Annotated in this window: 20 protein-coding genes and 2 pseudogenes; 14 read left to right on the top strand and 8 right to left on the bottom strand. The window is 63.3% G+C overall.

All coding sequences use genetic code 11. The features are described from left to right. Nucleotides 1-5: 5 nt before the first annotated feature. Nucleotides 6-1,853 (top strand): glycoside hydrolase family 15 protein, encoded by a 1,848-nt coding sequence (locus JKG68_RS14215; RefSeq protein WP_202060550.1) that lies wholly within the window; start codon nucleotides 6-8, stop codon nucleotides 1,851-1,853. Next, the gene (locus tag JKG68_RS14210) at nucleotides 1,844-2,356 is read left to right on the top strand and encodes a hypothetical protein (RefSeq protein WP_202060548.1); all 513 of its coding nucleotides are present in this window, start codon (nucleotides 1,844-1,846) and stop codon (nucleotides 2,354-2,356) included. Before JKG68_RS14215 ends, JKG68_RS14210 begins: the two co-directional genes overlap by 10 nt. Nucleotides 2,357-2,505: 149 nt before the next feature. On the opposite strand, the gene lpdA is transcribed toward JKG68_RS14210, so the two are convergent. From lpdA to JKG68_RS14175, 7 genes are all read right to left on the bottom strand, one after another. Further along, on the bottom strand, nucleotides 2,506-3,903 hold the full coding sequence (gene lpdA / locus JKG68_RS14205; RefSeq protein ID WP_202060543.1) for a dihydrolipoyl dehydrogenase: 1,398 nt from the start codon (nucleotides 3,901-3,903) through the stop codon (nucleotides 2,506-2,508). Between the two features lie 4 nt (nucleotides 3,904-3,907). Next, nucleotides 3,908-5,242: a dihydrolipoamide acetyltransferase family protein gene (locus tag JKG68_RS14200; protein ID WP_202060536.1), complete on the bottom strand. Its 1,335-nt coding sequence runs from the start codon at nucleotides 5,240-5,242 to the stop codon at nucleotides 3,908-3,910. 1 nt (nucleotide 5,243) lies between these two features. Beyond that, nucleotides 5,244-6,257 (bottom strand): alpha-ketoacid dehydrogenase subunit beta, encoded by a 1,014-nt coding sequence (locus JKG68_RS14195; RefSeq protein ID WP_202060534.1) that lies wholly within the window; start codon nucleotides 6,255-6,257, stop codon nucleotides 5,244-5,246. A 3-nt stretch (nucleotides 6,258-6,260) separates the two neighbouring features. Further along, a complete protein-coding gene (locus tag JKG68_RS14190; RefSeq protein WP_202060532.1) occupies nucleotides 6,261-7,493 on the bottom strand; it encodes a 3-methyl-2-oxobutanoate dehydrogenase (2-methylpropanoyl-transferring) subunit alpha in 1,233 nt (410 codons plus the stop codon). Between the two features lie 268 nt (nucleotides 7,494-7,761). Then, nucleotides 7,762-9,057, bottom strand: a complete 1,296-nt coding sequence (locus JKG68_RS14185; protein ID WP_202060526.1) for a TRAP transporter large permease — start codon at nucleotides 9,055-9,057, stop codon at nucleotides 7,762-7,764. Further along, nucleotides 9,054-9,557: a TRAP transporter small permease gene (locus JKG68_RS14180; RefSeq protein WP_202060525.1), complete on the bottom strand. Its 504-nt coding sequence runs from the start codon at nucleotides 9,555-9,557 to the stop codon at nucleotides 9,054-9,056. Before JKG68_RS14180 ends, JKG68_RS14185 begins: the two co-directional genes overlap by 4 nt. Before the next feature lie 153 nt (nucleotides 9,558-9,710). Next, nucleotides 9,711-10,712 carry a sialic acid TRAP transporter substrate-binding protein SiaP gene (locus JKG68_RS14175; protein WP_202060517.1) on the bottom strand — a complete coding sequence of 334 codons (1,002 nt, stop codon included), beginning with the start codon at nucleotides 10,710-10,712 and terminating at the stop codon, nucleotides 9,711-9,713. 174 nt (nucleotides 10,713-10,886) lie between these two features. Between JKG68_RS14175 and JKG68_RS14170 the strand changes: the two genes are divergently transcribed. From JKG68_RS14170 to JKG68_RS14115, 12 genes and pseudogenes are all read left to right on the top strand, one after another. Then, a complete protein-coding gene (locus tag JKG68_RS14170; protein ID WP_376773147.1) occupies nucleotides 10,887-11,774 on the top strand; it encodes a dihydrodipicolinate synthase family protein in 888 nt (295 codons plus the stop codon). Between the two features lie 17 nt (nucleotides 11,775-11,791). Continuing rightward, a complete protein-coding gene (locus JKG68_RS14165) occupies nucleotides 11,792-12,472 on the top strand; it encodes a GntR family transcriptional regulator (RefSeq protein WP_202060508.1) in 681 nt (226 codons plus the stop codon). Between the two features lie 189 nt (nucleotides 12,473-12,661). Continuing rightward, on the top strand, nucleotides 12,662-14,011 hold the full coding sequence (hemN, locus tag JKG68_RS14160; RefSeq protein ID WP_202060506.1) for an oxygen-independent coproporphyrinogen III oxidase: 1,350 nt from the start codon (nucleotides 12,662-12,664) through the stop codon (nucleotides 14,009-14,011). 158 nt (nucleotides 14,012-14,169) lie between these two features. Further along, nucleotides 14,170-15,803 (top strand): annotated as a pseudogene (ccoN, locus tag JKG68_RS14155) (cytochrome-c oxidase, cbb3-type subunit I). A gap of 11 nt (nucleotides 15,804-15,814) precedes the next feature. Continuing rightward, nucleotides 15,815-16,549 (top strand): cytochrome-c oxidase, cbb3-type subunit II, encoded by a 735-nt coding sequence (ccoO, locus tag JKG68_RS14150; protein WP_202060504.1) that lies wholly within the window; start codon nucleotides 15,815-15,817, stop codon nucleotides 16,547-16,549. A 12-nt stretch (nucleotides 16,550-16,561) separates the two neighbouring features. Then, complete coding sequence (locus JKG68_RS14145; protein WP_202060493.1) at nucleotides 16,562-16,717, top strand: cbb3-type cytochrome c oxidase subunit 3; 156 nt, start codon at nucleotides 16,562-16,564, stop codon at nucleotides 16,715-16,717. A 4-nt stretch (nucleotides 16,718-16,721) separates the two neighbouring features. Then, nucleotides 16,722-17,618 carry a cytochrome-c oxidase, cbb3-type subunit III gene (gene ccoP, locus JKG68_RS14140; protein WP_202060483.1) on the top strand — a complete coding sequence of 299 codons (897 nt, stop codon included), beginning with the start codon at nucleotides 16,722-16,724 and terminating at the stop codon, nucleotides 17,616-17,618. Between the two features lie 131 nt (nucleotides 17,619-17,749). Beyond that, nucleotides 17,750-19,213: a cytochrome c oxidase accessory protein CcoG gene (ccoG, locus tag JKG68_RS14135; protein WP_202060470.1), complete on the top strand. Its 1,464-nt coding sequence runs from the start codon at nucleotides 17,750-17,752 to the stop codon at nucleotides 19,211-19,213. An 11-nt stretch (nucleotides 19,214-19,224) separates the two neighbouring features. Continuing rightward, entirely contained in the window at nucleotides 19,225-19,722 is a 498-nt protein-coding gene (locus JKG68_RS14130; RefSeq protein WP_202060468.1) for a FixH family protein, read from the top strand. An 11-nt stretch (nucleotides 19,723-19,733) separates the two neighbouring features. Further along, nucleotides 19,734-21,974, top strand: a complete 2,241-nt coding sequence (locus tag JKG68_RS14125; RefSeq protein WP_202060466.1) for a heavy metal translocating P-type ATPase — start codon at nucleotides 19,734-19,736, stop codon at nucleotides 21,972-21,974. 3 nt (nucleotides 21,975-21,977) lie between these two features. Beyond that, nucleotides 21,978-22,127, top strand: coding sequence for a cbb3-type cytochrome oxidase assembly protein CcoS (gene ccoS, locus JKG68_RS14120; protein WP_202060464.1), 150 nt, complete (start codon nucleotides 21,978-21,980; stop codon nucleotides 22,125-22,127). Next, a complete protein-coding gene (locus JKG68_RS14115; RefSeq protein WP_202060462.1) occupies nucleotides 22,124-23,239 on the top strand; it encodes an MFS transporter in 1,116 nt (371 codons plus the stop codon). Before ccoS ends, JKG68_RS14115 begins: the two co-directional genes overlap by 4 nt. 244 nt (nucleotides 23,240-23,483) lie before the next feature. Here JKG68_RS14115 and JKG68_RS34705 read toward each other — a convergent pair. Next, nucleotides 23,484-23,786 (bottom strand): annotated as a pseudogene (locus tag JKG68_RS34705) (hypothetical protein); the annotation flags it as partial.

Below are 23,786 nucleotides of genomic sequence, written 5' to 3'. Positions count from 1 at the left end.
TCCCGATGCTCCATGTCGCAGTCAGCCAAGAAGCAGCCTCCCTCAGGAGCGGCGATCCCGAGATAGGCGACTACGCGATCATCGGCGATTGCCGCACGGCCGCTCTCATCTCACGTGCCGGCTCCATCGACTGGCTCTGCCTGCCGCATTTTTCGGGGCCGAGCGTTTTCGCCGCCCTCCTCGATCAGGAGCGGGGCGGACGGTTCGCCATCGCGCCTGCACAGGAGTTCCGGCCGTCACGGCGCTATGTGCCCGGGACCCCGGTTCTGGAAACCACGTTCCGGACTGCCTCCGGCACGGTTCGCCTGACCGATCTGATGCCACTCGGGGACGTTGCGGGCGGCCTTGCACCCACGCGTGAGATCCTGCGGGTAGTGGAAGGCCTGGACGGCGACGTGATCCTGGATGTCCGGTTCGAGCCGCGCCCGGACTATGGCCGGGAGAAGGTTCGCGTCCGATCTCGCGGGGCGCTCGGATGGTCCTGCGCCTGGGGCGACGAACTTCTCCTGCTGACCTCGGAAGCGAGCCTTGAAGCGGCATCGAACGGAACTGCCGTCATCGGGCATGTTCGCGTCAGAGCGGGCGAGACTCTGTGCTTCTCGCTCGCCTATACGAAGGGCGACATCGGCGTCGTCGCCCCTCTGGGAGAGCACGCGCAGGCGCGGCTCCAGGCGACCCTGGAATGGTGGAGAAACTGGACGAGCGGCTGCGCGTATCAGGGCCCGTACGAGGAGGCGGTCCAGCGCAGTGCCATCACGCTGAAGCTGATGACCTTTGCCCTCTCGGGTGCGGTGGTGGCCGCGCCGACCGCATCCCTGCCCGAAGCCATCGGGGCGGATCGCAACTGGGACTATCGCTATTGCTGGCTCCGGGATGCGGCTCTGACCATGCGAGCCTTCACGGGCCTGGGCTATCAGGATGAGGCGGCATCGTTCCTGCAATGGCTCCTGCATGCCACACGCCTGACCTGGCCCAAGCTCCAGATCATGTACGACATTTATGGCCGGACGAACCTTCAGGAGAAGGAACTCGTTCACCTGTCCGGCTACCGGGGGTCGCGTCCCGTTCGGATCGGCAACGGTGCGCACTCGCAAATCCAGCTGGACGTCTATGGCGAGGTCGTATCCGCGGCCTACCACTTCGTCACGAGCGGCGGGCGGCTCCAGGCCGACGAGCAGAAGCTGCTCGCGGGCTTCGGCGAGATCGTCTGCAAGCACTGGCGCGAACCCGACCAGGGCATCTGGGAGATCCGCGGAGCCAAGCGGCACTACACCTTCTCGAAAATCATGTGCTGGGCGGCCCTCGACAGCCTGATCAAGCTGCATGAGCAGGGATGCATCTCTGTCGACCTGGAGAGCTTGCGCCGGGAGCGCGAGGCTATCGCTCAGGCAATCGAGGCACGCGGCTTCAACGAGGCTCTCGGCAGCTATGCGGCTGAACTCGACGGCGACCGCCTCGATGCCGCGCTGCTGCTCATGGGTTGCCTGGGCTACAAGGACCCGGGCCATCCTCGCATGCGCGCCACGTTCGACAGGATACGCGAGCGCCTTGGATGCAATGGTCTCCTGTACCGCTATGAACACGGGGCTGACGGGATGGCGGCGCCGGAGGGCGCCTTCGGGATCTGCAGTTTCTGGGCCGTGGACAACCTGGCGAAGCGGGGTGACGTCAGGGCCGCCGCCGAGGCTTTCGAGCACATGCTCTCCTTCGCCAACGATGTGGGGCTCTATGCCGAGGAAATCGATGCTGCGACGGGAGCGGCGCTCGGCAACTTTCCACAAGCCTTCACGCATGTGGGCTTGATCAACGCGGCCATGGCGCTCGTCGAAGCGCAAGAGGGCTCATGCCGATGACCACTGCCGATCTGCCCCCGCTCTGGAGCATGACGATCTGGGGACTCGTGGCCACAGTCGCGATGACCACCATCCTTCAAGGTGCGCAGGGGTTAGGCCTCTCCCGCCTCAGCCTGCCGTTTCTGGCCGGCACGTTCTTTACCGGCGACCGGCGCTGGGCCGTGATCATTGGCTTTGCTTTCTATGTCGTCGGCGGTTGGGCGTTCGCCTTCCTGTACTTCGTCCTGTTCGCGAGCTTAGGCCTCTCCACATGGTGGCTCGGCGCAGGGGCAGGCCTTCTGCACGGGCTGTTTCTTCTCGTCTGCGGCCTGCCTCTCCTGCCCTATCTCCATCCCCGGATGGCTTCGGAATACGATGGCGCATCGGCGGTCCGGCAGCTCGAGCCGCCAGGTTTCATGGGATTGAACTATGGCCATCGGACGCCTCTGACGACGATGGTCGGGCAGACCGTCTATGGGGCCGTGCTGGGCGCGCTGCCGCAGGCCCAAGCTGCCCTAGGTTAGAGCATCTTTCGGCGAAGCGGGTTCGCTTCGCCGAAAAAATGCGGCAAGGCAAATCCTAGAGTTGATTCCATGCCAGTGGAAACAGCTCTAGGACAGCCTGCGCCCCACGCATGCGCGGAAATGAGGCAAGCAGAGCGGCCTGCGGCGTGTCAGATGTGAAGTTCGTGCCCCAGAGCCTTGAGCGCCGCCTCCTGGAAAGCCTCGCCCTGAGTCGGATGTGCATGAATGGTGCCGGCGATATCCTCGAGGCGCGCACCCATCTCGAGCGCCAGCCCGAAAGCAGCGGCCAATTCGGATACGCCGTGGCCCACCGCTTGGATGCCGAGCACAAGATGGTTGTCGGACCGAGCCGTGACGCGGACGAACCCATCCTCGCCGAGCTTGGTCATGGCCCGGCCGTTGGCCGAAAAAGGGAAATGCCCGAGCCGGATCTCCGTGCCGGCCTTTTTCGCATCCTCCGGCATCAAGCCAACGGAGACGATTTCGGGATCCGTGAAGCACACAGCCGGGATGCTTCGCTTGTCCCAAGCACGTCTGTGACCGGCGATGATCTCGGCCACCATCTCGCCCTGCGCCATGGCGCGGTGCGCGAGCATGGGCTCGCCCGTCACGTCGCCGATGGCATAGATGCCCCGCATGGAGGTCTGGCATCGTTCCCCAATGCGAATGAAGGGTCCGTCCATGTCGAGGACGAGTTCCTCCAGGCCCCAGCCCTGGGTGACCGGTCTCCGGCCGACCGTGACGAGGATCTTGTCGGCGGCAAGCGTCACCTCGGATCCGTCCCCTGCCTCAACCAGGAGGGCATCACCGGATCTGACAAGACCCTTCGCCTTGGCGCCGGTCATGACCTGGATGCCCAGAGCCTGCAGCCTTTTGGCCACGGGCTTGGTCAGTTCGGCATCGTATTGCGGCAGGATACGCGCCTGCGCCTCGACGACGGTGACGTTGGCGCCCATCTTCGCGAACGCCGTTCCGAGCTCCAGGCCGATATAGCCGCCCCCGACGACGACGAGTCGCTCCGGAATTCCGCTCAGCGCCAGGGCTTCGGTCGAGGATATGACGGATCCACCGAATGGCAGGCTGGGAAGTTCGATCGGCACGGATCCGGTCGCGATCACCACATTTTCGGCCCGGATGATCTGGTGGCCCATTTCCGTTGCCACTTCGACCGTCTTGCCGTCCCGGAAGCGCGCCTGCCCCTGAACCATCTTGACCTTCGCCCGCTTAAGCAGGCTCGAGACGCCGCTGTTGAGCCGGCCGACGATGGTGTCCTTCCATGCGATGGTCTGAGAGAAGTCAAGCTCCGGTTTCGCGGCGCTGATTCCGAGAGAATTTCGACCGGAGGAGAGATGAACGATCCTGTCATACTCCTCGGCCGCATGGATGATGGCCTTGGACGGGATGCAGCCGATGTTCAGGCAGGTTCCGCCGGGCTTGCTCGCCTCGACGATAACCGTGTCGATCCCGAGCTGCCCGGCCCTGATGGCGCAGACATAACCGCCGGGGCCGGCTCCGATGACGAGGAGCTTGCACGAAATATCCTTCATCGCCTTACGCCTCCACGAAGATCATGGCGGGAGTCTCCAGGAGCGCTTTGATGCGCTGCACGAAGACCGCCGCATCCCAGCCGTCGATGATGCGATGATCGAAGCTGGAGGACAGGTTCATCATCTTGCGGGGAATAAAGGTCGTGCCATCCCAGACCGGCCGCACCATGATCTTGTTGACACCGATGATCGCGACTTCGGGATAATTGATCACCGGGGTCGTGACGACGCCGCCTATGGCGCCGAGCGAGGTGATCGTGATCGTCGATCCCATCAACTCCTCGCGTGCGGCAAGGCCGGCCTTCGCGCTCTCCGCAAGGCGGTTCAGCTCCGTTGCGCAACCCCAGAGATCCCGCGCCTCCACATGCTTGACGACGGGCACCATCAGGCCTGAACCGGTCTGCGTCGCGATGCCGATATGCACCCCGCCATGCTGGTGAACGACGCCCGCCTCATCGTCATAAACCGCGTTCAGGTGCGGCTGATCGGCTATGGCCTTCACCATCGCTCGCATCAGAAACGGCAGGAGGGTCAGTTTAGGCCGATCCGCCCGCTTGTCGGCATTCAGCGCCGCCCGCAGGTCCTCAAGCGCCGTCACGTCGACTTCTTCGACATAGGTGATGTGCGGAATGCGCGATTTGGCGATGGCCATCTTCTCCGCAATCTTGCGGCGAAGCCCGATGACCTTGATGTGCTCGACCGAGGTGTTCTGAGCCAATCCCGGCGCCCTGGCGGGTTCCCGCCCATGGGTCAGAAAGGCATCGAGATCCTCATGCGTAATCCGGCCCGCAGGTCCCGAGCCGGGAACCTGCCGCAGGTCGATGCCGGCATCGCGGGCCCTGAGCCGAACAGCCGGCGACGCGACGGGCCCCTCGCCCTCCGCGCGAGCCACTGGGGGCTGATGCAATCTCACGGCAGGAGCTTGCGGCACCTCGACGGGCCGGGGCGGCGCATTCCTTCGTTGTTGCTCGCCTTGCTGCTCGACGATTGCGTCCGAGACTTTGACCGCGCCATCGGCTTGCGCTTCGATATCCTCCGCCCGAACCGGCGGCGCTGCCTCCTTCTCCTCGGACCCGCCGGAGGGGTCGCCCCCCTCGCTTGCGACCTTCAGGCGGATCAACGGGGAGCCGATTGCCACCACATCGCCGATCTCCGCGCCGAGCCACAGAATTTCGCCATCGACCGGAGACGGAATTTCGACGGTTGCCTTGTCGGTCATGACGGCGGCCAGTACGGCATCCTCACGGACGAGATCGCCGACCTTGACGTGCCACTCCACGAGCTCGGCCTCGGCGATGCCCTCGCCGACATCGGGCATTTTGATCAGGTGCTCGCCCATCTTACGCTTCCATCGTCTCGACTAAGGCCCGCCCAACCCGGGATGGGCCGGGGAAGTAGTCCCACTCCTGCGCATGGGGATAGGGCGTATCCCACCCCGTCGCGCGGGCCACCGGCGCCTCCAGGTGGAAGAAGCAGGTTTCCTGAACCAGCGCCGCAAGCTCTGCGCCGAACCCCGACGTCAGCGTGGCCTCGTGGACCACGACACAGCGCCCCGTTTTCCTGACGGACGCAGCGATGGTTTCCAGATCAAGGGGGATCAGGGTTCGCAAATCGATGATCTCCGCATCGATGCCGGTTTCCGCTGCGGCCGATTGCGCGACATAAACCATGGTTCCGTAGGCCAGGACGGTCACGGCCGAGCCCTCCCGGACGACGGCTGCCTTGCCAAGCGGCAGGGAGAAGTGCCCGCTCGGCACCTCGCTCAGCTCATGCTTCGACCAGGGGGTGACCGGGCGGTCGTGATGGCCGTCGAACGGCCCATTGTAGAGCCGCTTCGGTTCCAGGAAGATGACAGGATCCGGATCTTCTATGGCGGCGATCAGCAGCCCCTTGGCATCGTGGGGATTGGACGGCACGACCGTTTTCAATCCTGCCACGTGGGTGAACAGGGCCTCGGGGCTCTGGCTGTGAGTTTGCCCACCGAAGATGCCGCCGCCGGTGGGCATCCGAATGACCATCGGGCAGGTAAACTCGCCGTTCGAGCGGTAGCGCAGTCGGGCCGCTTCGGACACGATCTGATCGTAGGCCGGATACATGTAATCGGCGAACTGAATTTCGATGCACGGCCGAAGCCCGTAAGAGGCCATGCCGATCGCTGTTCCCACGATGCCGGCCTCACTGATCGGCGCATCGAAACAGCGGGTCTTGCCGTATTTCTGCTGCAGGCCGGCGGTGCAGCGAAAGACGCCGCCGAAATAGCCCACATCCTCTCCGAACACCACAACCTTCTCGTCGCGAGCCATCATCACATCCATGGCGTCGCGGATCGCTTCGATCATCGTCATGCGGGCCATGGCTCAGACTCCTGCCTGCTGACGCTGACGCCGCAGGTGCGGAGGCATCTCGGCGTAAACGCCGTCGAACATGTCACGCGCCGAAGGCTTGCCGCCTGCGTGGAGCGTGCCATAGCTTTCCGCCTCCTTCTGCGCCGCGATGACGCTGTCGAGAATTTCGGCCTCCGCCTGCCTGTGCCGCTCCTCCGACCAGACGCCACGGGCAATCAAGTGGTTCTTCAGGCGCATGATGGGATCACCGAGAGGCCAGGCATCGGATTCGGTCTTGGGACGATAGGCGGCCGGATCGTCCGAGGTCGAGTGCGCCCCGACCCGGTAGGTCACATACTCGACGAGCGTCGGCCCAAGATTGCGGCGGGCGCGCTCGGCGGCCCATTTCGCAACCGCATGAACGGCGAGATAGTCGTTGCCGTCGACACGCAGCGACGGGATGCCGAAGCCCAAGCCGCGGGCCGCGAACGTTCCGGATCCGCCCCGCGCGATGCCCTGGAAGGTGGAGATCGCCCACTGGTTGTTCACGATGTTCAGGATCACGGGCGCCTTGTAAGTGGAAGCGAAGACGAGAGCGGCATGAAAGTCCGACTCCGCCGTCGATCCGTCGCCGATCCAGGCTGCCGCGATCTTGGTGTCGTTGCAGATCGCCGACGCCATCGCCCAGCCTACGGCCTGCACGTATTGGGTGGCAAGGTTGCCCGAGATCGTGAAGAAGCCGTGCTCCTTGGAGGAATACATGACAGGCAACTGGCGGCCCTTGAGCGGATCGCGCGCGTTCGAATAAACCTGGCACATCATGTCGACCATGGAATAGCCGCCTGCGATCAGGAGGCCTGCCTGCCGGTAGGTTGGAAAATTCATGTCCCCCGGCGACAGGGCTTTGCGGAAGGCGCAACTGATAGCCTCCTCGCCCAGATGCTGCATGTAGAAGGAGGTCTTGCCCTGCCTTTGGGCGATCAGCATTCTGGCATCGAAGGTCCGCAGCGTCATCATGTGACGCATGCCTTCGATCAATTCCTCATCGCTCAGCAGCCCGGCCCATGGCCCGACCGCCTCCCCGTTTCGGTTGAGCACGCGGATGATGGAGAAGGCGAGGTCGCGGATCGTCTCCGGATCGACATCCACATCCGGTTTGGGCACGGCCCCCGCCTTGGGGATCTTGACGTTCGAGAAATCGGGCGTCCCGCCGGGGCGAACGGCTGGTTCCGGCACATGAAGGGTCAGCGGTTCATAAGCAGTCATGGTCTGTCGTTCTCCTGACAGGAGAACTAGGAACGAAACACCATCCTGCCATAGGCTAAGCCTCATCAAAAAAGATGAATGCTCGACCGGATGCGGGATACAGGCCCTGAAACGACGCAGCCGCCCCCCGAAAGCCCAGCATGGCTGCATGACCGGTCCAGAGCACCGGGCAGCGCCAAGGCTTAGGAGGGCTCGTCCCATCGGCCCGGTCGGCACCTCGGGGACGTGGAGCCCTCCGCCAGCCCCATCTTCCTGATCGTCCGGCAGGCTAGCCTTTGTAACCGAAGTATTTCGGCAGCCAGAGAACGATCTCCGGGAAAAAGATCATGAGCACAAGAGCCGTGATCAGGATCGCAATAAAGCCCCAGATCTCACGGATGATGTCCCGCAGGGCGATGCCCGTCAGGCCGCTCATGACGAAGAGCAGCACCCCGTATGGTGGGGTGATCAGGCCGATCATGATGTTTACGACGATCACGACGCCGAAATGCACGAGATCAATGCCGAGGGCCCTTGCGGCTGGCAGGAAGAGCGGCACGAGGACGAGCAGCATCGTCGTGGCGTCGAACAGGCAGCCGAGGAGCAGAAACAGCAGGTTGACCAGCAACAGAAAGACGAGCGGCGATACATCAAGTCCGTCGAGGAGACGTCCAACCTGGTCCGGCAGGCGCTCCGAGGCAACGATGTAGTTGAAGATCAGGGCGCCGGCGATGAGAAGGGCCACGGCGCTGGTCGACTTGCTCGACTCGACCAGAACCTTGAAGAACTCCTTCCACGACAGCTCCCGATAGAAGAACACCGCAAGAGCAAGGGCGTAGGCGGCTGCGATTGCGGCTGCTTCCGTCGGCGTCGTTGCACCGCCGTAGATGCAGTAGAGCAGGATGACCGGCATGAGGAGCGCCGGGAGCGCCTGAAATGTTGTTCGCGGCAACGCCTGCGACGGGACGCCTTCCCCTTTCGGGAAGTTCCGTTTGCGTGCGACGATGCCGACCAGGCCCATCTGGGCCAGGCCCATGATCAGGCCCGGGATGACACCGCCGAGGAACAGGTATCCAACCGAGGTGTCGGACACGACCGCATAGATCACCATCGGAATCGACGGCGGGATGATAGGCCCGATGGTCGACGACGATGCAGCGACGGAGGCGGCGAATCCCGGCGGGATGCGCCCCTGCTTGATCATCATCTGGGTGACGAGCTTGCCGGGCCCGGCTGCGTCCGCAATAGCGGATCCGGACATACCGGAGAAGATGATGCTCACGAGAATGTCGACTTGGGCCAGCCCGCCCCTGAAGCGCCCGACGAGCGCTTGGCAGAACATGAAGAGCCGGTCGGACACGCCGCTCGCGTTCATGATGTTGGCAGCCAGAATGAACAGCGGCACCGCCAGCAGCACAAAGGAGTCGTAGAGGCCGTTGAGGATCTGCTCCCCGAACAGCCCGATGTCGCGGCCCGATACGATCAGGTAGCCGATCGATGCCACGAACATGGCGAATGCAACCGGCATTCCCAGGAGAGCCAGGCCGAAGAACGCAACGAGGGTCAGAATGAATATCGTGCTCATGGTTCAACATCTCCGCCGGCGACAAGCTCGCTCTGCCAGGAGCGGCCAAGAAGGCGCCAGATGCGCCAGAGAGCGCCGACTGCGACGGCAACGACGAACACGATGAAGATGGAATAAAGAATGTCGAACCGGATCCCCATGACGGGGCTCTTCTCGATCTTCATGAACGTGACATAGTCGAAGGTCGCCGGCAGGGCGACAATGAAGACAAGTCCGGTCAATGCGGTCAGAACGATCGCAAGGATGCGCCGTTGCCTGGGAGGCAGAGCAAGAAAGAACATGTCGAAGGTTATGTGCTCCCGCTCCTTCAGCAGGAAGGCTCCGCACCAGAACACGATCCAGATATACATGATCAGGACGAACTCTTGCGTCCAGGCGACCGGATCGTTGAGCACGTAACGGGTGAAGACCTGGAGAAGGAATGCCGCAAACATCGCCATGAACAGGAGCACGGTGACCAGCTCGGCAAAGAAGTGAAGGCGGGCGCGGAGGAGTTGCATGGGAGCTCATCGGTTGAGGGCACGTCGAAGCACGGCTTCCCGCCCGGCGAACACGTTCGCATGGACTTTCAAGCGGCTGTGCCATTAGCCTGGGAGGCTTCTTCGGAAGGCCTAGGCCTTCCGAAGCGCCGTCTCATGAAGCAATGCGGTCAGCTATTTGATCGCATTCACCCGGTCCACCATGCCCTTCGGCCAAGCCTTGGACAGTTCGGACTCAAGGTAGGTCTTCTGAACCAGGGTGCGAAATGCCTCGACGTCCGGCTTGTAGACCTTCAATCCTTGGGCTTTGAAGAAATCGGCGAGCTCCGCCTCCTCCTTGATCCGGTTCTCATTGTTGTAGCGAACAGCCGCCTTCGCGGCATCCATCACGGCCGTCTTCTGCTTGTCGTCGAGCTTCTTCCAGGCAGAGCCGGACATCGACAGGAAAATGGCGTCGACCAAATGGTCCGTCAGAACGATTTGCTTGGAGACCTCGTAGAACTTCGCCGCGCGAACCGTTGGCAGAGGATTATCCTGGCCATCAATGGCGCCGGTTTGCAGTGCCGTATAGATCTCGCCGAAGGCGACCGGCAGCGGATTGGCTCCGAGTGCCTTACCGAGGAAGAGCCAGGTGTCGGATCCCGGCATGCGCAGCTTCACCCCGCCGAGATCGGCTGGCGTTTTGACCTCCTTCTCGGTCCTGAGGTTCAGCTGGCGGGTTCCAAGATAGCCTACGCTGAGGACCTTGATCGCCATCTTGTCCTCGACAAGCCCATACATCTCCTTGCCGACATCGCTCTCGAACACCTTCACCTGATGCTCGGGGCTCCGCAGCAGATAGCCGGACGTAAAGATGGACCATTCCGGAACCTGCTTGGAGATGTCGAACGCCGAGATCATCGCCATCTCGAGATTGCCGCGCTGCATGGCGGCGGGCTCTGTTCCCTGCTTGAACAGGGTACCGTTCAGGTGGATCTCCACATCGAACTGTCCGGGAGCGGACTTCTCCAGCTCCTGCTTGAACACGGGCAGCATCTTGGCATGCCAGTCCGCCTCGACGGCCGGTGTCGAGATGCGCAGCTTGATGGGCTCAGCGCTGAAAGCCGGCGTCAAAACCGCCATGGCGGCGCCTGCGGCCGATCCGATGAACAAGCGCCGTGAAAGCAAACCGAACATTGTTATCCTCCCTATTTCTTAGCGTCCTTAGGGCGTTCTCGATCCGCCCTTATCACCCATACTGTACAGGCAAGTTCGGACTTGTAAACAACTGACATGTTAGTATGCTGTCAGACATAAGATCATCCCTTCAGAAATTGTCGAACTTTCGCAGTTCGAACGAGGACCCCCGACGTGACATTGCCCAACAACCGTTTCGGTCTTTCAGCTGCAATGACAACGCCCTTCCATGAGGATGGCGCTTTAGACCTCGCGCGCATGGCGGATCATGCTCGCTGGTGCCTTGCCAGCGGCTGCTCAAGCGTAACCGTATTTGGAACGACGGGGGAAGGTGCGTCGATAGGCCTGTCAGGTCGCGAACAGGTTCTGGGCGCCCTTTCGGACGCTGATATCAAGGGTGAGAATGTCGTATACTGCGTTGCGGCGTCATCGGTCCACGAAGCCTTGTCCCAGGGACGGATGGCCGGGGATTTCGGCTGCCGCGGCCTGCTCCTGACGCCTCCGTTCTACTTCAAGGGGGTCAGCGACGAAGGCCTCTTCGCTTGGTTTGCGGCCGGTATCGAGAAGCTGGGGACGGCTGCACGCGGGGTTATCCTCTACAACATCCCTTCAGTGACCCAGATCGCCCTCTCCATCGATCTCATCGGCCGCCTCAAGCAGGCGTTTCCGGGAGTGATCGCAGGCGTGAAGGATTCGTCGGGAGACTGGGAGTACACCCAGCGTCTTCTCGCCAGCCACAGCGACCTTGCCATCCTGATAGGGGACGAGCGCTATCTTGCAGAAGGCGTCCGGCGCGGTGGCCAAGGCGCAATATCCGGTCTGGCCAATGTCTGCCCGGGCGTTCTTCGTCCATTGGCGATGGATGGCCAGGGCAATGAGCGGATCAACCATCTCGTCGACACCGTGCTTCAATATCCGGTCACGCCCGCCGTGAAGGCGCTCGTCGCACATCGGACCGGCGATGCGGCGTGGCTGAACGTCAGGGCTCCTTTCGTCAGGCTGTCGGCTCAGGATGCCGGCAGGCTCGGCTCCGTTTATGACCAGCTTTTCACGGTGAAGTAGCTCAACGAGGCAATGGGATGGAGGAAACCGAGCCAGTCAGGGATGGGCACAACCTTCGGGAGAAAGCCTATGACCGCTTCACGCACCATTTATTGGCGCGCGATATCCGTCCGGGGCAGTTCATCTCCCAGCGTCAACTCGTCAGCCTGACCGGCCTATCCCTTGGCGCCATCCGGGAACTCGTGCCACGGCTCGAGTCGGAAGGCCTGATCAAGACAGTGCCACAGCGCGGCATGCAGGTCGCGCATGTGGACTTGAGCCTCATACGGGATGCATTCCAGTTCCGGCTATTCATCGAGCGCGAAGCCATCGCGATCTTCACGGCAGAAGCGAGCAACTCGATCCTTGCCAAGCTGAGAAGGGAGCACGAGAGCGTTCTTGCCGAAAGCACTGCTCATGACAAAGGCGTCACGGTCGAACTCGTGGACCGGGCCCAAGCGGTCGACTGGAACCTTCACTGGACCATCATCTCGTCCCTCGGCAATGCAATCATTGCGGATGCCTATCGGGTGAACTCGATCAAGGTACGCTTGATCAGGCAGGAGCAAACCCTTCTTTCCGATGTCCTCGTCCTGCCAGTGATGAAGGAGCACCTGACCATCATCGAAGCAATCGAGACCCGCGATCCCTCCCGCGCGGTTGCCGCAATGGATGCTCACATCAACAGTGCAAGAGCCCGCGCCCTCGGCCTTCGGTGATGGCATCTGTAAGCGTGCCGATAGGCAGCCCGGCGTTTCTGTTGCCGCTGCAGCCCCCTAAGGGATCACCGGCGTCTTCGGCAATCCGCCTTACCTGGAGACGGTCACACGCATCAGGGACATACCGTTCCCGGCTCCTCTTGATCTGAATCAAGGCCCGCCCTCTCCTGATGCTGCACGCTGCGGGTCATGACGCCAGAACTCATTGCTCGGTACGACCAGCGTGTCCCACGCTACACCAGCTATCCAACGGCTCCGCACTTCAAGCCCGACATCACGGCCGAGACCTACGCGTCCTGGCTTGCCGAACTGGCGCGGGACGCGCCCGTCTCCCTCTATCTGCATGTGCCGTTTTGCGCGGAGCTTTGCCTTTATTGCGGCTGCAACACGGCCGTGACTCGCAGCTATAAAGCGGTTGCCGCCTATGTGGACTGCCTGGAGCGGGAGGTCGAACTCGTCACGAAGCATCTGCCCGGGCGTCTGGACGTATCCCACATTCACTGGGGCGGCGGCACGCCAACGATCCTGTCACCGGAGGATCTTGGGCGGATCTCAAGCCGTCTCGGCACGGCCTTCGCTGTTAGGCCAGACGCGGAGATCGCCGTCGAGATCGACCCGAGAACCATCACCTTGGCCCATGTCGAGGCTCTCGCGGCATCCGGGCTCAACCGGGCCAGCCTCGGCGTGCAGGATTTCGATCCGCGGGTTCAGGAAACCATCAAAAGAATCCAGTCCTTCGAGCAGACGGCGCAGGTTGCCACCTGGCTGCGGCGGGCCGGCGTGAAGGGATTGAACCTGGACCTGATGTATGGCCTCCCGTTCCAGACCTGCGAGAGCGTGACCCGCTCCGTCGATCTCGCGCTCAGGCTCGATCCGGACCGCATCGCGCTGTTCGGATATGCCCATGTGCCCTGGATGAAGCGCCATCAGGCCCTTCTGCCGGAAGAGGCTCTTCCCGATGCGATTGCCCGCGTCGAGCAGCGTGAGGCCGCGGCCGATGCCCTCATCCGCGCGGGATATATCCAGATCGGCATCGATCATTTCGCCAAGCCCAGCGACCCCATGGCCGATCGGCAGCGGAACGGGCGGCTTCACCGCAACTTCCAGGGCTACACCACCGACGAGGCGACGGCCCTCATCGGCTTCGGCACCTCGGCGATCGGCTCGCTCCCGCAGGGCTATATCCAGAACGCGCCGACGACGGTCGGGTATCGCGAGGCCGTCCTGAAGGGCAGGCTCCCCGTTGTTCGCGGCGTTGCCCTGTCCGAGGACGACCGGCTGCGCCGGAGGATCATCGAGCGCCTGATGTGCGACTTCTCGGTGGATCTGCATGAGCTTACCTCGGAATTCCGCCGAGAGGCCTTGGACTTCAAGCCCGAAATGGAGGCAGTCGACGCGCTGGCGGAGGACGGGCTCGTTGTTCGCCATGGACTGACCCTGACGATCCCCCGCGAGGGCCGCGCCCTGGTGCGGAATGTCTGCGCCGTGTTCGACCGCTATCTCGAGAGCGGCGCCCAGCGCCACTCCCGCGCCTTGTAAGCTGCCGGACAATCCGCCCGGCGGGGGCGTTTGATCTGCATCAATGCCCCTTCCCGTCACTCCCCTTAAACGAATTTGCTGACGGCGAGGCTCACGGCCTCGCCGATGTTCTCAAAAGGTTGAAGCCTATGGCTCAAGCGGTAGCACCCTCAAAAGGAATGACCTTCGGCGAGATGGGCTCGGCCCTTGTCCTCGCCGCCCTGGCGCTCCTCAGCATCATCATCGCGGCGAAGGCCTATACGCCCGAATACGCCTTCCATGCCTATCTCTTCGCAGCAGCCAGCATCGCCTCCGTGTTCGTCATCGTGAACCGGTATTACGACCGCCCCGCGCAGCTGCCCCCGCTGACCGTCGGCGGAAAGCCGAACTACAACATGGGGCCTGTCAAGTTCGCCACGGTCGCCTCTGTGGTCTGGGGCATCGCCGGCTTCACCATCGGCTTGCTCATCGCCCTTCAGCTCGCCTTTCCGGCGCTTAACTTCGACACGTCCTGGCTGTCCTTCGGCCGGATGCGGCCGCTCCACACCTCGGCGGTGATCTTCGCCTTCGGCGGCAACGTCCTGATCGCCAGCTCGTTCTACGTGGTGCAGCGCACCTGCCGCGCCCGCATGGTCGGCGACATCGCTCCCTGGTTCGTGGTGCTGGGCTACAACTTCTTCATCGTGATCGCCGGCACGGGCTACCTGCTGGGCATCACCCAGGGCAAGGAGTATGCCGAGCCTGAGTGGTATGCGGATCTCTTCCTGACCATCGTCTGGGTCACGTATTTCCTGGTGTTCCTCGGCACGGTCATGCGCCGCAAGGAGCCCCATATCTATGTGGCGAACTGGTTCTACCTCGCGTTCATTCTGACTATCGCGGTTCTGCACCTCGGCAACAATGCGGCGATCCCCGTCTCGATCTTCTCGCCCAAGAGCTACATCGTGTGGTCGGGCGTACAGGATGCGCTGGTGCAGTGGTGGTACGGCCATAACGCGGTCGGCTTCTTCCTCACCGCCGGCTTCCTGGCCATCATGTACTACTTCATCCCGAAGCGGGCCGAGCGGCCGGTCTATTCCTACCGCCTCTCCATCATCCACTTCTGGTCGTTGATCTTCATGTATATCTGGGCAGGTCCCCACCACCTGCACTACACCGCCCTGCCCGATTGGGCCCAGACCCTCGGCATGGTGTTCTCGGTCATGCTCTGGATGCCCTCCTGGGGCGGCTGATCAACGGCCTCATGACCCTCTCGGGGGCCTGGGACAAGCTGCGCACGGATCCGGTTCTGCGTCTCATGGTCGTGTCGGTCGCCTTCTACGGCATGGCGACCTTCGAAGGGCCCCTCATGTCCGTGAAGGCCGTGAACTCCTTGTCGCACTACACCGACTGGACCATCGGCCACGTTCACGCCGGCGCTCTCGGCTGGGTCGCCTACATCTCCTTCGGAGCCGTCTACTGCCTCGTTCCGTGGCTGTGGAACAAGAAGGAGCTGTACTCCATGAAGGCCGTCTCCTGGCACTTCTGGATCTCGACCCTCGGCATCGTCCTGTACATCTCGTCCATGTGGGTCGCAGGCATCCTCCAGGGCCTCATGTGGCGTGCCTATACCAGCCTCGGCTTCCTTGAATACTCCTTCATCGAGACCGTGGAGGCCATGAACCCCTTCTATGTCATCCGTGCGCTCGGCGGCGCGTTCTTCCTGGCCGGCAGCCTGATCATGGCCTGGAACGTCTGGAAGACGATCACGGTCGGAGAGGCGGCCGAGGAGGCTCCTCAGGCCATGCAGCCCGCTCTCATGGCGGCGGAATAAAGGAAACGGTCATGTCATTCTGGTCCCGCCACAAAATCTTCGAGACCAACTCGATCATCCTCATCATCGGCGTGCTGATCGTCATCTCCATCGGCGGCCTGGTGGAGATCGTGCCCCTCTTCTACCTGAAGAGCACCATCGAGAAGGTGGAGGGCGTCAGGCCCTACACTCCGCTCGAGATGGCCGGCCGCAACATCTACGTGCGCGAAGGCTGCTACAACTGCCACAGCCAGATGGTTCGTCCCCTGCGCGACGAGGTGGAGCGCTATGGGCACTATTCGCTTGCGGCCGAAAGCATGTACGACCGGCCGTTCCAGTGGGGCTCCAAGCGCACGGGCCCTGATCTCGCCCGGCTCGGCAACAAGTACTCCGACGACTGGCACAAGGATCACCTGAAGGATCCCCGCGCCGTGGTGCCCGGATCGATCATGCCGGGCTATCCCTGGCTGGAGAAAACGGAACTCGACACCGCTTCGATCGCCCAGGAGCTGAGGGTTCAGGCGACACTCGGTGTGCCTTACACCGACGAGATGCTGAAGAAGGCTGAAAGCGACATCCGTACTCAGGCCAATGCCGACGATCCGAATGCCGTCGACCTCGCCAAGCGCTATCCGAAGGCCCAGTCGCGCGCCTTCGACGGCAATCCGCAGAAGGTCACGGAAGCCGACGCCCTGATCGCCTATCTGCAGATGCTGGGCACGCAGGTCGACTTCAAGCTCTACGACAACAAGGCCAACGTGCGCTGAGGAGCGACGATCATGCCAGCCGCATACAAGTTCTTTGCCGAGTTCGCCCAGACCTGGGGACTCATGTACTTCGTCGCCGTCTTCCTGTCGGTGCTGATCTACGCCCTCGCCCCCTCGCGAAAGGACCGTTTCGACGCGGCCTCCCGCATGCCTCTCCAGGAGGACTGATCCCATGACCGAAGGAACCCATGAAGGTCACCGCCAGCAGGTGGATGCCATCTCCGGCGTCGCCACCACCGGTCACAGCTGGGACGACATCCAGGAGCTCAACAATCCGTTGCCGCGCTGGTGGCTGTGGACCTTCTACGCCTGCATCGTATGGGCAATCGCCTATTGCATCGCCTATCCGGCCTGGCCGCTGGTCTCGTCCTACACCAGGGGGGCGCTCGGCTGGCAATCCCGGGATGCGGTGGTGGCCGATCTCGACGCCCTCAAGCAGCACCGGTCCGGCATGACGGCGAAGCTCTCTGGCAGCTCCCTGGAAGAGATCAGGCAGAGCCCCGAGATGTTCGCCTTCGCCCGGGCGCAAGGAAAAGCTGCCTTCGGCGACAACTGCGCGCCCTGCCATGGAGCCGGAGGCGCTGGAGCCAAGGGCTATCCGAACCTGAACGACGACGACTGGCTCTGGGGCGGTTCGCTTCCTCAGATCGAACAGACCATCCGTCACGGTGCCCGCTCGATAAGCGATCAAGGCCATTCCGGCTCCATGCCGGCCTTCGGCCGCGACGGGATGCTCAAGCGGGAGGAGATTTCGCAGGCCGCGGATTACGTCCGCTCCCTGTCGGGCCTGCCGACGGACAAGGGAACCGATCTGGCCGCCGGCGCCAAGGTTTATGCCGACAACTGCGCGGCCTGCCACGGCGACAAGGGACAGGGCAGCCAGGAACTCGGCGCCCCGAACCTGTCGGACAAGATCTGGCTCTTCGGATCCGAGAAGGCCACCATCGTGGAGGGACTGACGAACGGGCGCGGCGGCGTCATGCCGACCTGGCACGGACGCTTGGACGACACGACCATCAAGGCGCTGACCCTGTATGTCCATTCCCTGGGCGGCGCTCAGATCCCCTGAGCCCGTCAGAACCTCAAGATGCCAGCGGCGGCCGGGGGCGACCTCCGGCCGCCTTGATTTGAATCAAGGCGGCTTTGCCGGCTCCATCGTATCCCATCGTCATTCAGATCGAGACGATTGCGACAGATTCGATGGCTGACACCCCCCTTCCCCATCCCCTCGGTGCGCCGGCCTCGGCCGACGACGCGCCGCTCTATGCTCCCCGCAAGCAGATCTATCCGCAGGCGGTGAAGGGTCGCTATCGCACGATCAAGTGGATCGTGCTCGCGGTCACTCTCGGCATCTACTACTTCCTGCCGTTCATCCGCTGGGATCGCGGCCCCAGCGCGCCCGATCAGGCCATCCTGGTCGATCTCGCCAACAGCCGGTTCTATTTCTTCTTCATCGAGATCTGGCCGCAGGAGGTCTACTACCTCACAGGCCTGCTGGTCCTGGCGGCATTGATCCTGTTCCTCATGAACGCCGTCGCCGGCCGGATCTGGTGCGGCTATCTGTGCCCGCAGACCGTCTGGACCGACTTGTTCTACGCGGTCGAGCGCTGGGTCGAGGGCGACCGGCGCGAGCGGATGCGCCATGACAGGGAGAAGCTCACCCTCCCGGTCGTCGCCCGGAAACTGCTCAAGCACTTCATCTGGCTCATGATCGCCTGGTGGACGGGCGGCGCCTGGGTGCTCTATTTCGCCGATGCACCGACCCTGGTTTATGAACTGGCAACCTTCCAGGCCTCGTTTCACGCTTATCTCTGGATCGGCATCCTGACCTTCACGACCTACACGCTCGCAGGCTTCATGCGCGAGCAGGTCTGCACCTATATGTGCCCCTGGCCTCGCATTCAGGCCGCGCTGACGGACGAATACGCCCTCAACGTCACATACCGCTACGACCGTGGCGAACCCCGCGGCTCGGTGAAGAAGAACGATGTCCTGAAACTGCAGGGCCTGCCCGCGGGCGACTGCATCGACTGCAACCAATGTGTGGCCGTATGTCCGACCGGGGTCGACATTCGCAAGGGGCTGCAGCTCGACTGCATTCAATGCGGATTGTGCATGGATGCCTGCGACAGCGTGATGAACAAGATCGGCCGCCCGGAAGGACTGATCGCCTACGATACGGACATGAACGTCCAGGCGCGGATCGAGGGCCGCCCGGAAGTACGCCGCATCGTCCGTCCCCGCACCCTGTTTTATGCCGGTCTCATCGCCTTGGTCGGCGCGGTGATGATCGCCTCGCTCGCCATGCGCCAGACCCTGTATCTGACGGTCATGCACGACCGCAATCCGCTTTTCGTGCGTCTGTCGGATGGTGCGATCCGGAACGGCTTCACCATCCGGGTCGCCAACAAGAACCTCGACACACGCCGCTATTCGGTCAGCGTGGAAGGTCTTCCTGCGGCCAAAGTCGACGTGGTGGGCGGCGAGATCGACCAGCAGGGCCGCTCCATCGTCACCGTGGGGCCGGATCAAACCCTCGAAGCGCGCGTCCTTGTGACCGATACGGCTTCGACGGCCGAGGGGTCGGCGCCCATCCGGTTCGTCCTGGCGGACCTGGCCACGGGCGACACGGCTGTCACGAGCGATCACTTCAAGGCTCCTTAAAGGGAAGTTCCATGTCCACCGCACTTGTCGCAAGACCGCATTCCAAGCCCCTCACCGGTCGCACGGTCCTGGTCTATTTCGTCTCCTTCTTCGGCATCATCTTCGCGATGAACTTCTACATGGTGCGCGTCGCCGTTTCGAGCTTCAGCGGGGTCGAGACGGAGAGCGCCTACAAGGCCGGCCTGTCCTTCAAGAACGACGTCGCGGCAGCCCACGCCCAGGATGCCCGCCACTGGTCGGTGGATGCCGCCCTTCAACGGGGCGACGCCGCGAGCCTCGTCGTCACGGCACGGGACTCTCAGGGCCAGGAACTGACAGGGCTCGTCCCGGAGATCCGTCTTGCCCATCCCACGGACAAGCGCCGAGACGTAGCGCTCGAACTCGTCGAGCTGACCCCGGGCTCCTTCAAGTGCCTCACCCCCATGCCGCAGGGCCAGTGGGATCTTATCATCGCCTTGAAGCGCGAGACGGAAACCGTCTTCCGCTCCAAGAGCCGCATCTCGCTGTAAGGATTTTTCCGATGGCCGAGACCCTCGACCTCTCCATCTACGTGAAGCGCCAGGATGACGGCACGGCCCATCTCGACCTCGCCGTCGAGGGGATCGATTGCGCTGCCTGCATCGATGAGATCGAGAGCGGCCTGCACCGTCTGGCCGGCGTCGTGGATGCGCGGCTGAACTACACCAATCACCGCTTGGCGGTGGAGTGGCGCGATGGGGAACTCGCACCGGCCCAGGTGGTGGAGGAACTGCAGAGGCTCGGCTATCGAGCCCACCCCTTTCTGGCGAGGCTGGTAGAGGAAGAGGAAGACCGCCGTGCCAAATGGCTTCTGAGATGCCTTGCGGTGGCGGGCTTCGCCTCCATGAACATCATGCTGCTCGCTGTGTCCGTGTGGTCGGGCAACGTGACGGACATCACACCCGAAACCCGCGACTTTTTCCACTGGCTCGCGGCCCTCATCGCCCTCCCGGCCGTCGCCTATGCCGGCCAGCCCTTCTTCAGGAGCGCCATGAACGCCCTGCGCAACGGGCGCACCAACATGGACGTGCCGATCGTGATCGGCATCCTGCTGGCGCTGACAGTATCGGTGGTCGAGACGGTCAACTCTGCCGAGCATACCTACTTCGACTCGGTGGTCATGTTGCTCTTCTTCCTCCTCTGCGGCCGTTATCTCGATCAGGCCATGCGGCGCAAGACTCGCGCGGTCGCAAGCAATCTGGCCTCGTTCAGGGCCGAAGTCGCACACAGGATGGAGGACGACGGCGAGATCGTCCTTGTTCCCACCGCGGCCCTGAAAAGCGGAGACAGGGTCCTCGTTCGACCGGGCGAGCGCATCGTGGCCGACGGGGTTGTCCTCGCCGGCAATTCGGAGGTCGATGAAAGCCTGGTGACAGGTGAGACCGCTCATCGGGCCGTCCGGGCCGAGAGCCAGGTCTATGCGGGCAGCATGAACTACAACGGCACCCTGACCCTTCGGATCACCGCAGCCGGCAAGGGCACTCTGCTGGACGATGTGGAAAGGCTTCTGGAAAATGCGGCCGCCGCAAAATCCCGCTACGTGCGGCTGGCCGACCGGGTGGCGAAAGTCTACGCGCCTGTGGTGCATACGGCAGCCGCGATCACAGCCCTGACCTGGATCGCGACCGGCGCCTCGATCCACGATGCCCTGATCACCGCCATTGCGGTCCTCATCATCACCTGCCCCTGCGCGCTGGCGCTCGCCGTCCCTGTGGTCCAGGTCGTCGCCTCGGGCTCTCTCTTCCGCGCCGGCGTGTTTCTGAACACGGGCGATGCCTTTGAGAGGCTGGCGAAGGTGGATACCATCGTGTTCGACAAGACCGGAACCCTGACCCTGCCGACCATGAGCGTGATCAATGCCGGCGATCTGGAGCCCGACCTGCTGGAAGCGGCATGCCGTCTGGCCCTGTCGAGCCGTCACCCGCTGGCATCGGCTGTGGCCCGGATGGCGCGGGACCGCCGGCCCTATGACGATGTGGTCGAGGAGCCTGGCCAAGGCGTCCGGACCGTTGTGAACGGGCAAGAGATGCGGCTCGGCAGTCCCGTCTTCTGTGGCGCTCAAGGCATTGCGGACATAACAACCCAGACGGATCCGGTTGCGTCGGTGATCGCCTTCTGCTGGGGTGGCAAGCAGGCTGTTCTGCTGGTGCGCCAAGCCCTGCGTCCGGATGCCCGGCTTGTCCTGCAGAATCTGCGCGAACACGGCTTCGACTGCCGCATTCTGTCCGGCGACAGGCCGGAGGCCGTGGCGCCGATCGCGGCGACGCTCGGCATCGCCGCGTGGCGTGGCGGCTGCAAGCCGGCCGACAAGATCGAAGCGCTCGAGGCGCTCAAAGCCGAGGGTCGCAAGGTATTGATGGTCGGCGACGGCCTCAACGACGCTCCGGCCCTGGCAGCGGCCCATGTGTCGCTGTCGCCGATCAGCGCCGCCGATCTGACGCAGGCCCACGCCGACGCCGTCTTTCTCGGCGACAAGCTGAAGCCCGTGCAGGACACCATCGAGATTGCCCGTCGGGCCCACGGCCTCATGCTGCAGAACCTGGGCATTGCCCTCGTCTACAACCTGATCGCAGTTCCCCTCGCCTTCCTTGGCTGCGTCACGCCTTTGGTTGCGGCGCTTGCCATGTCGGGATCCTCGACCATCGTGACCCTCAATGCCCTGCGGGCCCGCGGACGCACACCGGCGCCAAGTGCCGGGCCGGCAGCGCAACCCCAGCCAGTTCTGGCCGCACTAGGAGCCTGATCAATGGAAGTTCTGATCTATCTCGTTCCCATGGCTCTTCTGCTCGGCCTGTCCGGCCTGGCGGCGTTCATGTGGTCGCTGAAGAACGGCCAATATGACGACGTGCAGGGCGCGGCCGTGCGCGTCCTGTCAGACGACGACGTGCGAACATGACCTCTGCGACGGCCATGCCCCGGGCGGGGCAGCTCGAATGCATCTGCGAGCCGGGGACGCTGGACAGCATGGCGGTCCATGGGCGTGGAACCATGCTGCTTGCCGCCGGCTTTGCCTTCTCGGTGCTCGCCCAGGTTCTGATCCTCAGCATCCTGCCCCTGGCTGGCTTGTCGCTCGCACCGAGCCAGAGATTGGCAACGCTGCCCTATGCGGCCTTCTATATCGGCGCAGCCCTCGCCAGCCTTCCCGCTTCGTTCCTGCTCGATTCCTTTGGGCGCCGTGCAGCCTTCTCGATGGGCGCAAGTCTCGGGACAGCAGGCGGCCTGGTGCTCGTTTGGGCTCTCGTGTCTCTGCATTTCGGTGGCCTGGTGCTCGGCGCGTTCTGGCTTGGGACTGCGGGGGGCTTCAGCCAGTTTTACCGTCATGCGGCCGTGCCGGCCGGAGGCAGGGGAGGCGTTGCGCTCCTCATCGTATTCGGGGCGGCGACCCTGACAGGCTTGGCGGCGCCCACCATCTCGGGCCTTGCCGAAGCGGTTGCTGTACCGGGGATATTTGCCGGTACAGCCGCCGCCGCGGCCCTGGCTCATGTCGCTTCTCTCGCTGCTACGGCGGCCCTTCCCCATCGCCGTGCGCGCGAGATCCCAAGCCGGGCTGGAGGGCTGCAAGGATGGCGCGCGATCGTCGTCCCTACCCTCATCGGTGCCTCGGCCTGGTTCCTCATGACCAGCCTGATGGGTGCGATGCCGATCGCCATGGCGGGCTGTGGTTTGGCGACCGCCGTCACAGGAACCATCGCCTGGCACGTCATGACGATGTATGCCCCCTCCCTGGCACTTGCCTGCCTTCCGGGAATAGCCCGCCCCGTTCCTCTTGTGTCGGCCGGCAGCGCCCTCCTGGCGGTGGGCAGCCTGGTCTTTGCTCTCTCCCGGCAGGCGGCAGGGTTCTCGCTTTCGGGCGCCATGCTCGGGGTCGGCTGGTCGCTCGTGACCCTCGGCATCACCTTATGGATCCACAGGGATGGCGGACCCTCCCGCCTGCTGCTGGGCCTTCATGACGGCGCCCTGCTCAGCGGCGCTCTCCTTGGAGCCCTGACGGCCGGAGCCTTCTCATAGATGCCCCTGCCGAGATGAACAGGGACGAGCCGATGGGCCGGCTTCGGGGCTTCCCGCATGCCCTGGAAACGCCGCCTGAGGCCAGCACCCTGGACGACGGCATCCTTGGAGCCCTCTCGCCCTCCGCGTAATGCCCTCCTGGCTCAACTCAGGAATATCCCTTAGCACTACAGTTGCACCCTTCGTTTGCGATGTGAGGCTTGCGCCATGGCCTGATGCGCTCGTCTCCAGGCGGACCAGGCGATCACGAAGGCGGGCTCGATCCGGCGTTGCTGGAGGCGTGTGGCCACGCGGCGGATTTCCTGGACAGACCAGCGTACCAATGCTGCAGCCTGGCTTCGTCGCTTCTTTTTTGGGGTGACGGGTGAGAGTTGGCGCGCTCGCGCACCACCGCCATCATGGCAAACGCCAGCATCACCAGCGACACGTGCCGATGCCAACCGTGCCACGAGCGGGTCTCGTTGTGGGTTAGCCCCAACTCCGTCTTCGCTGTCTCGAACGCATCCTCAATCGCCCAGCGCTGGCCCTCGACCCGCACCAGGGTCTC

Origin of the sequence: Microvirga aerilata (genome assembly GCF_016743775.1) — a bacterium.
GTDB classification, from domain to species: domain Bacteria; phylum Pseudomonadota; class Alphaproteobacteria; order Rhizobiales; family Beijerinckiaceae; genus Microvirga; species Microvirga aerilata.
Note: the sequence above shows the minus strand (reverse complement) of the source record. Positions and strands in the feature narration are given on the sequence as shown.

Bases quoted from the DNA above. Each gene is read 5' to 3' on its own strand.
- JKG68_RS14215 (WP_202060550.1), top strand. From the start codon at position 6: ATGCTCCATGTCGCAGTCAGCCAAGAAGCAGCCTCCCTCAGGAGCGGC.
- JKG68_RS14210 (WP_202060548.1), top strand. From the start codon at position 1,844: ATGCCGATGACCACTGCCGATCTGCCCCCGCTCTGGAGCATGACGATC.
- lpdA (WP_202060543.1), bottom strand. From the start codon at position 3,903: ATGAAGGATATTTCGTGCAAGCTCCTCGTCATCGGAGCCGGCCCCGGC.
- JKG68_RS14200 (WP_202060536.1), bottom strand. From the start codon at position 5,242: ATGGGCGAGCACCTGATCAAAATGCCCGATGTCGGCGAGGGCATCGCC.
- JKG68_RS14195 (WP_202060534.1), bottom strand. From the start codon at position 6,257: ATGGCCCGCATGACGATGATCGAAGCGATCCGCGACGCCATGGATGTG.
- JKG68_RS14190 (WP_202060532.1), bottom strand. From the start codon at position 7,493: ATGACTGCTTATGAACCGCTGACCCTTCATGTGCCGGAACCAGCCGTT.
- JKG68_RS14185 (WP_202060526.1), bottom strand. From the start codon at position 9,057: ATGAGCACGATATTCATTCTGACCCTCGTTGCGTTCTTCGGCCTGGCT.
- JKG68_RS14180 (WP_202060525.1), bottom strand. From the start codon at position 9,557: ATGCAACTCCTCCGCGCCCGCCTTCACTTCTTTGCCGAGCTGGTCACC.
- JKG68_RS14175 (WP_202060517.1), bottom strand. From the start codon at position 10,712: ATGTTCGGTTTGCTTTCACGGCGCTTGTTCATCGGATCGGCCGCAGGC.
- JKG68_RS14165 (WP_202060508.1), top strand. From the start codon at position 11,792: ATGGAGGAAACCGAGCCAGTCAGGGATGGGCACAACCTTCGGGAGAAA.
- hemN (WP_202060506.1), top strand. From the start codon at position 12,662: ATGACGCCAGAACTCATTGCTCGGTACGACCAGCGTGTCCCACGCTAC.
- ccoO (WP_202060504.1), top strand. From the start codon at position 15,815: ATGTCATTCTGGTCCCGCCACAAAATCTTCGAGACCAACTCGATCATC.
- JKG68_RS14145 (WP_202060493.1), top strand. From the start codon at position 16,562: ATGCCAGCCGCATACAAGTTCTTTGCCGAGTTCGCCCAGACCTGGGGA.
- ccoP (WP_202060483.1), top strand. From the start codon at position 16,722: ATGACCGAAGGAACCCATGAAGGTCACCGCCAGCAGGTGGATGCCATC.
- ccoG (WP_202060470.1), top strand. From the start codon at position 17,750: ATGGCTGACACCCCCCTTCCCCATCCCCTCGGTGCGCCGGCCTCGGCC.
- JKG68_RS14130 (WP_202060468.1), top strand. From the start codon at position 19,225: ATGTCCACCGCACTTGTCGCAAGACCGCATTCCAAGCCCCTCACCGGT.
- JKG68_RS14125 (WP_202060466.1), top strand. From the start codon at position 19,734: ATGGCCGAGACCCTCGACCTCTCCATCTACGTGAAGCGCCAGGATGAC.
- ccoS (WP_202060464.1), top strand. From the start codon at position 21,978: ATGGAAGTTCTGATCTATCTCGTTCCCATGGCTCTTCTGCTCGGCCTG.
- JKG68_RS14115 (WP_202060462.1), top strand. From the start codon at position 22,124: ATGACCTCTGCGACGGCCATGCCCCGGGCGGGGCAGCTCGAATGCATC.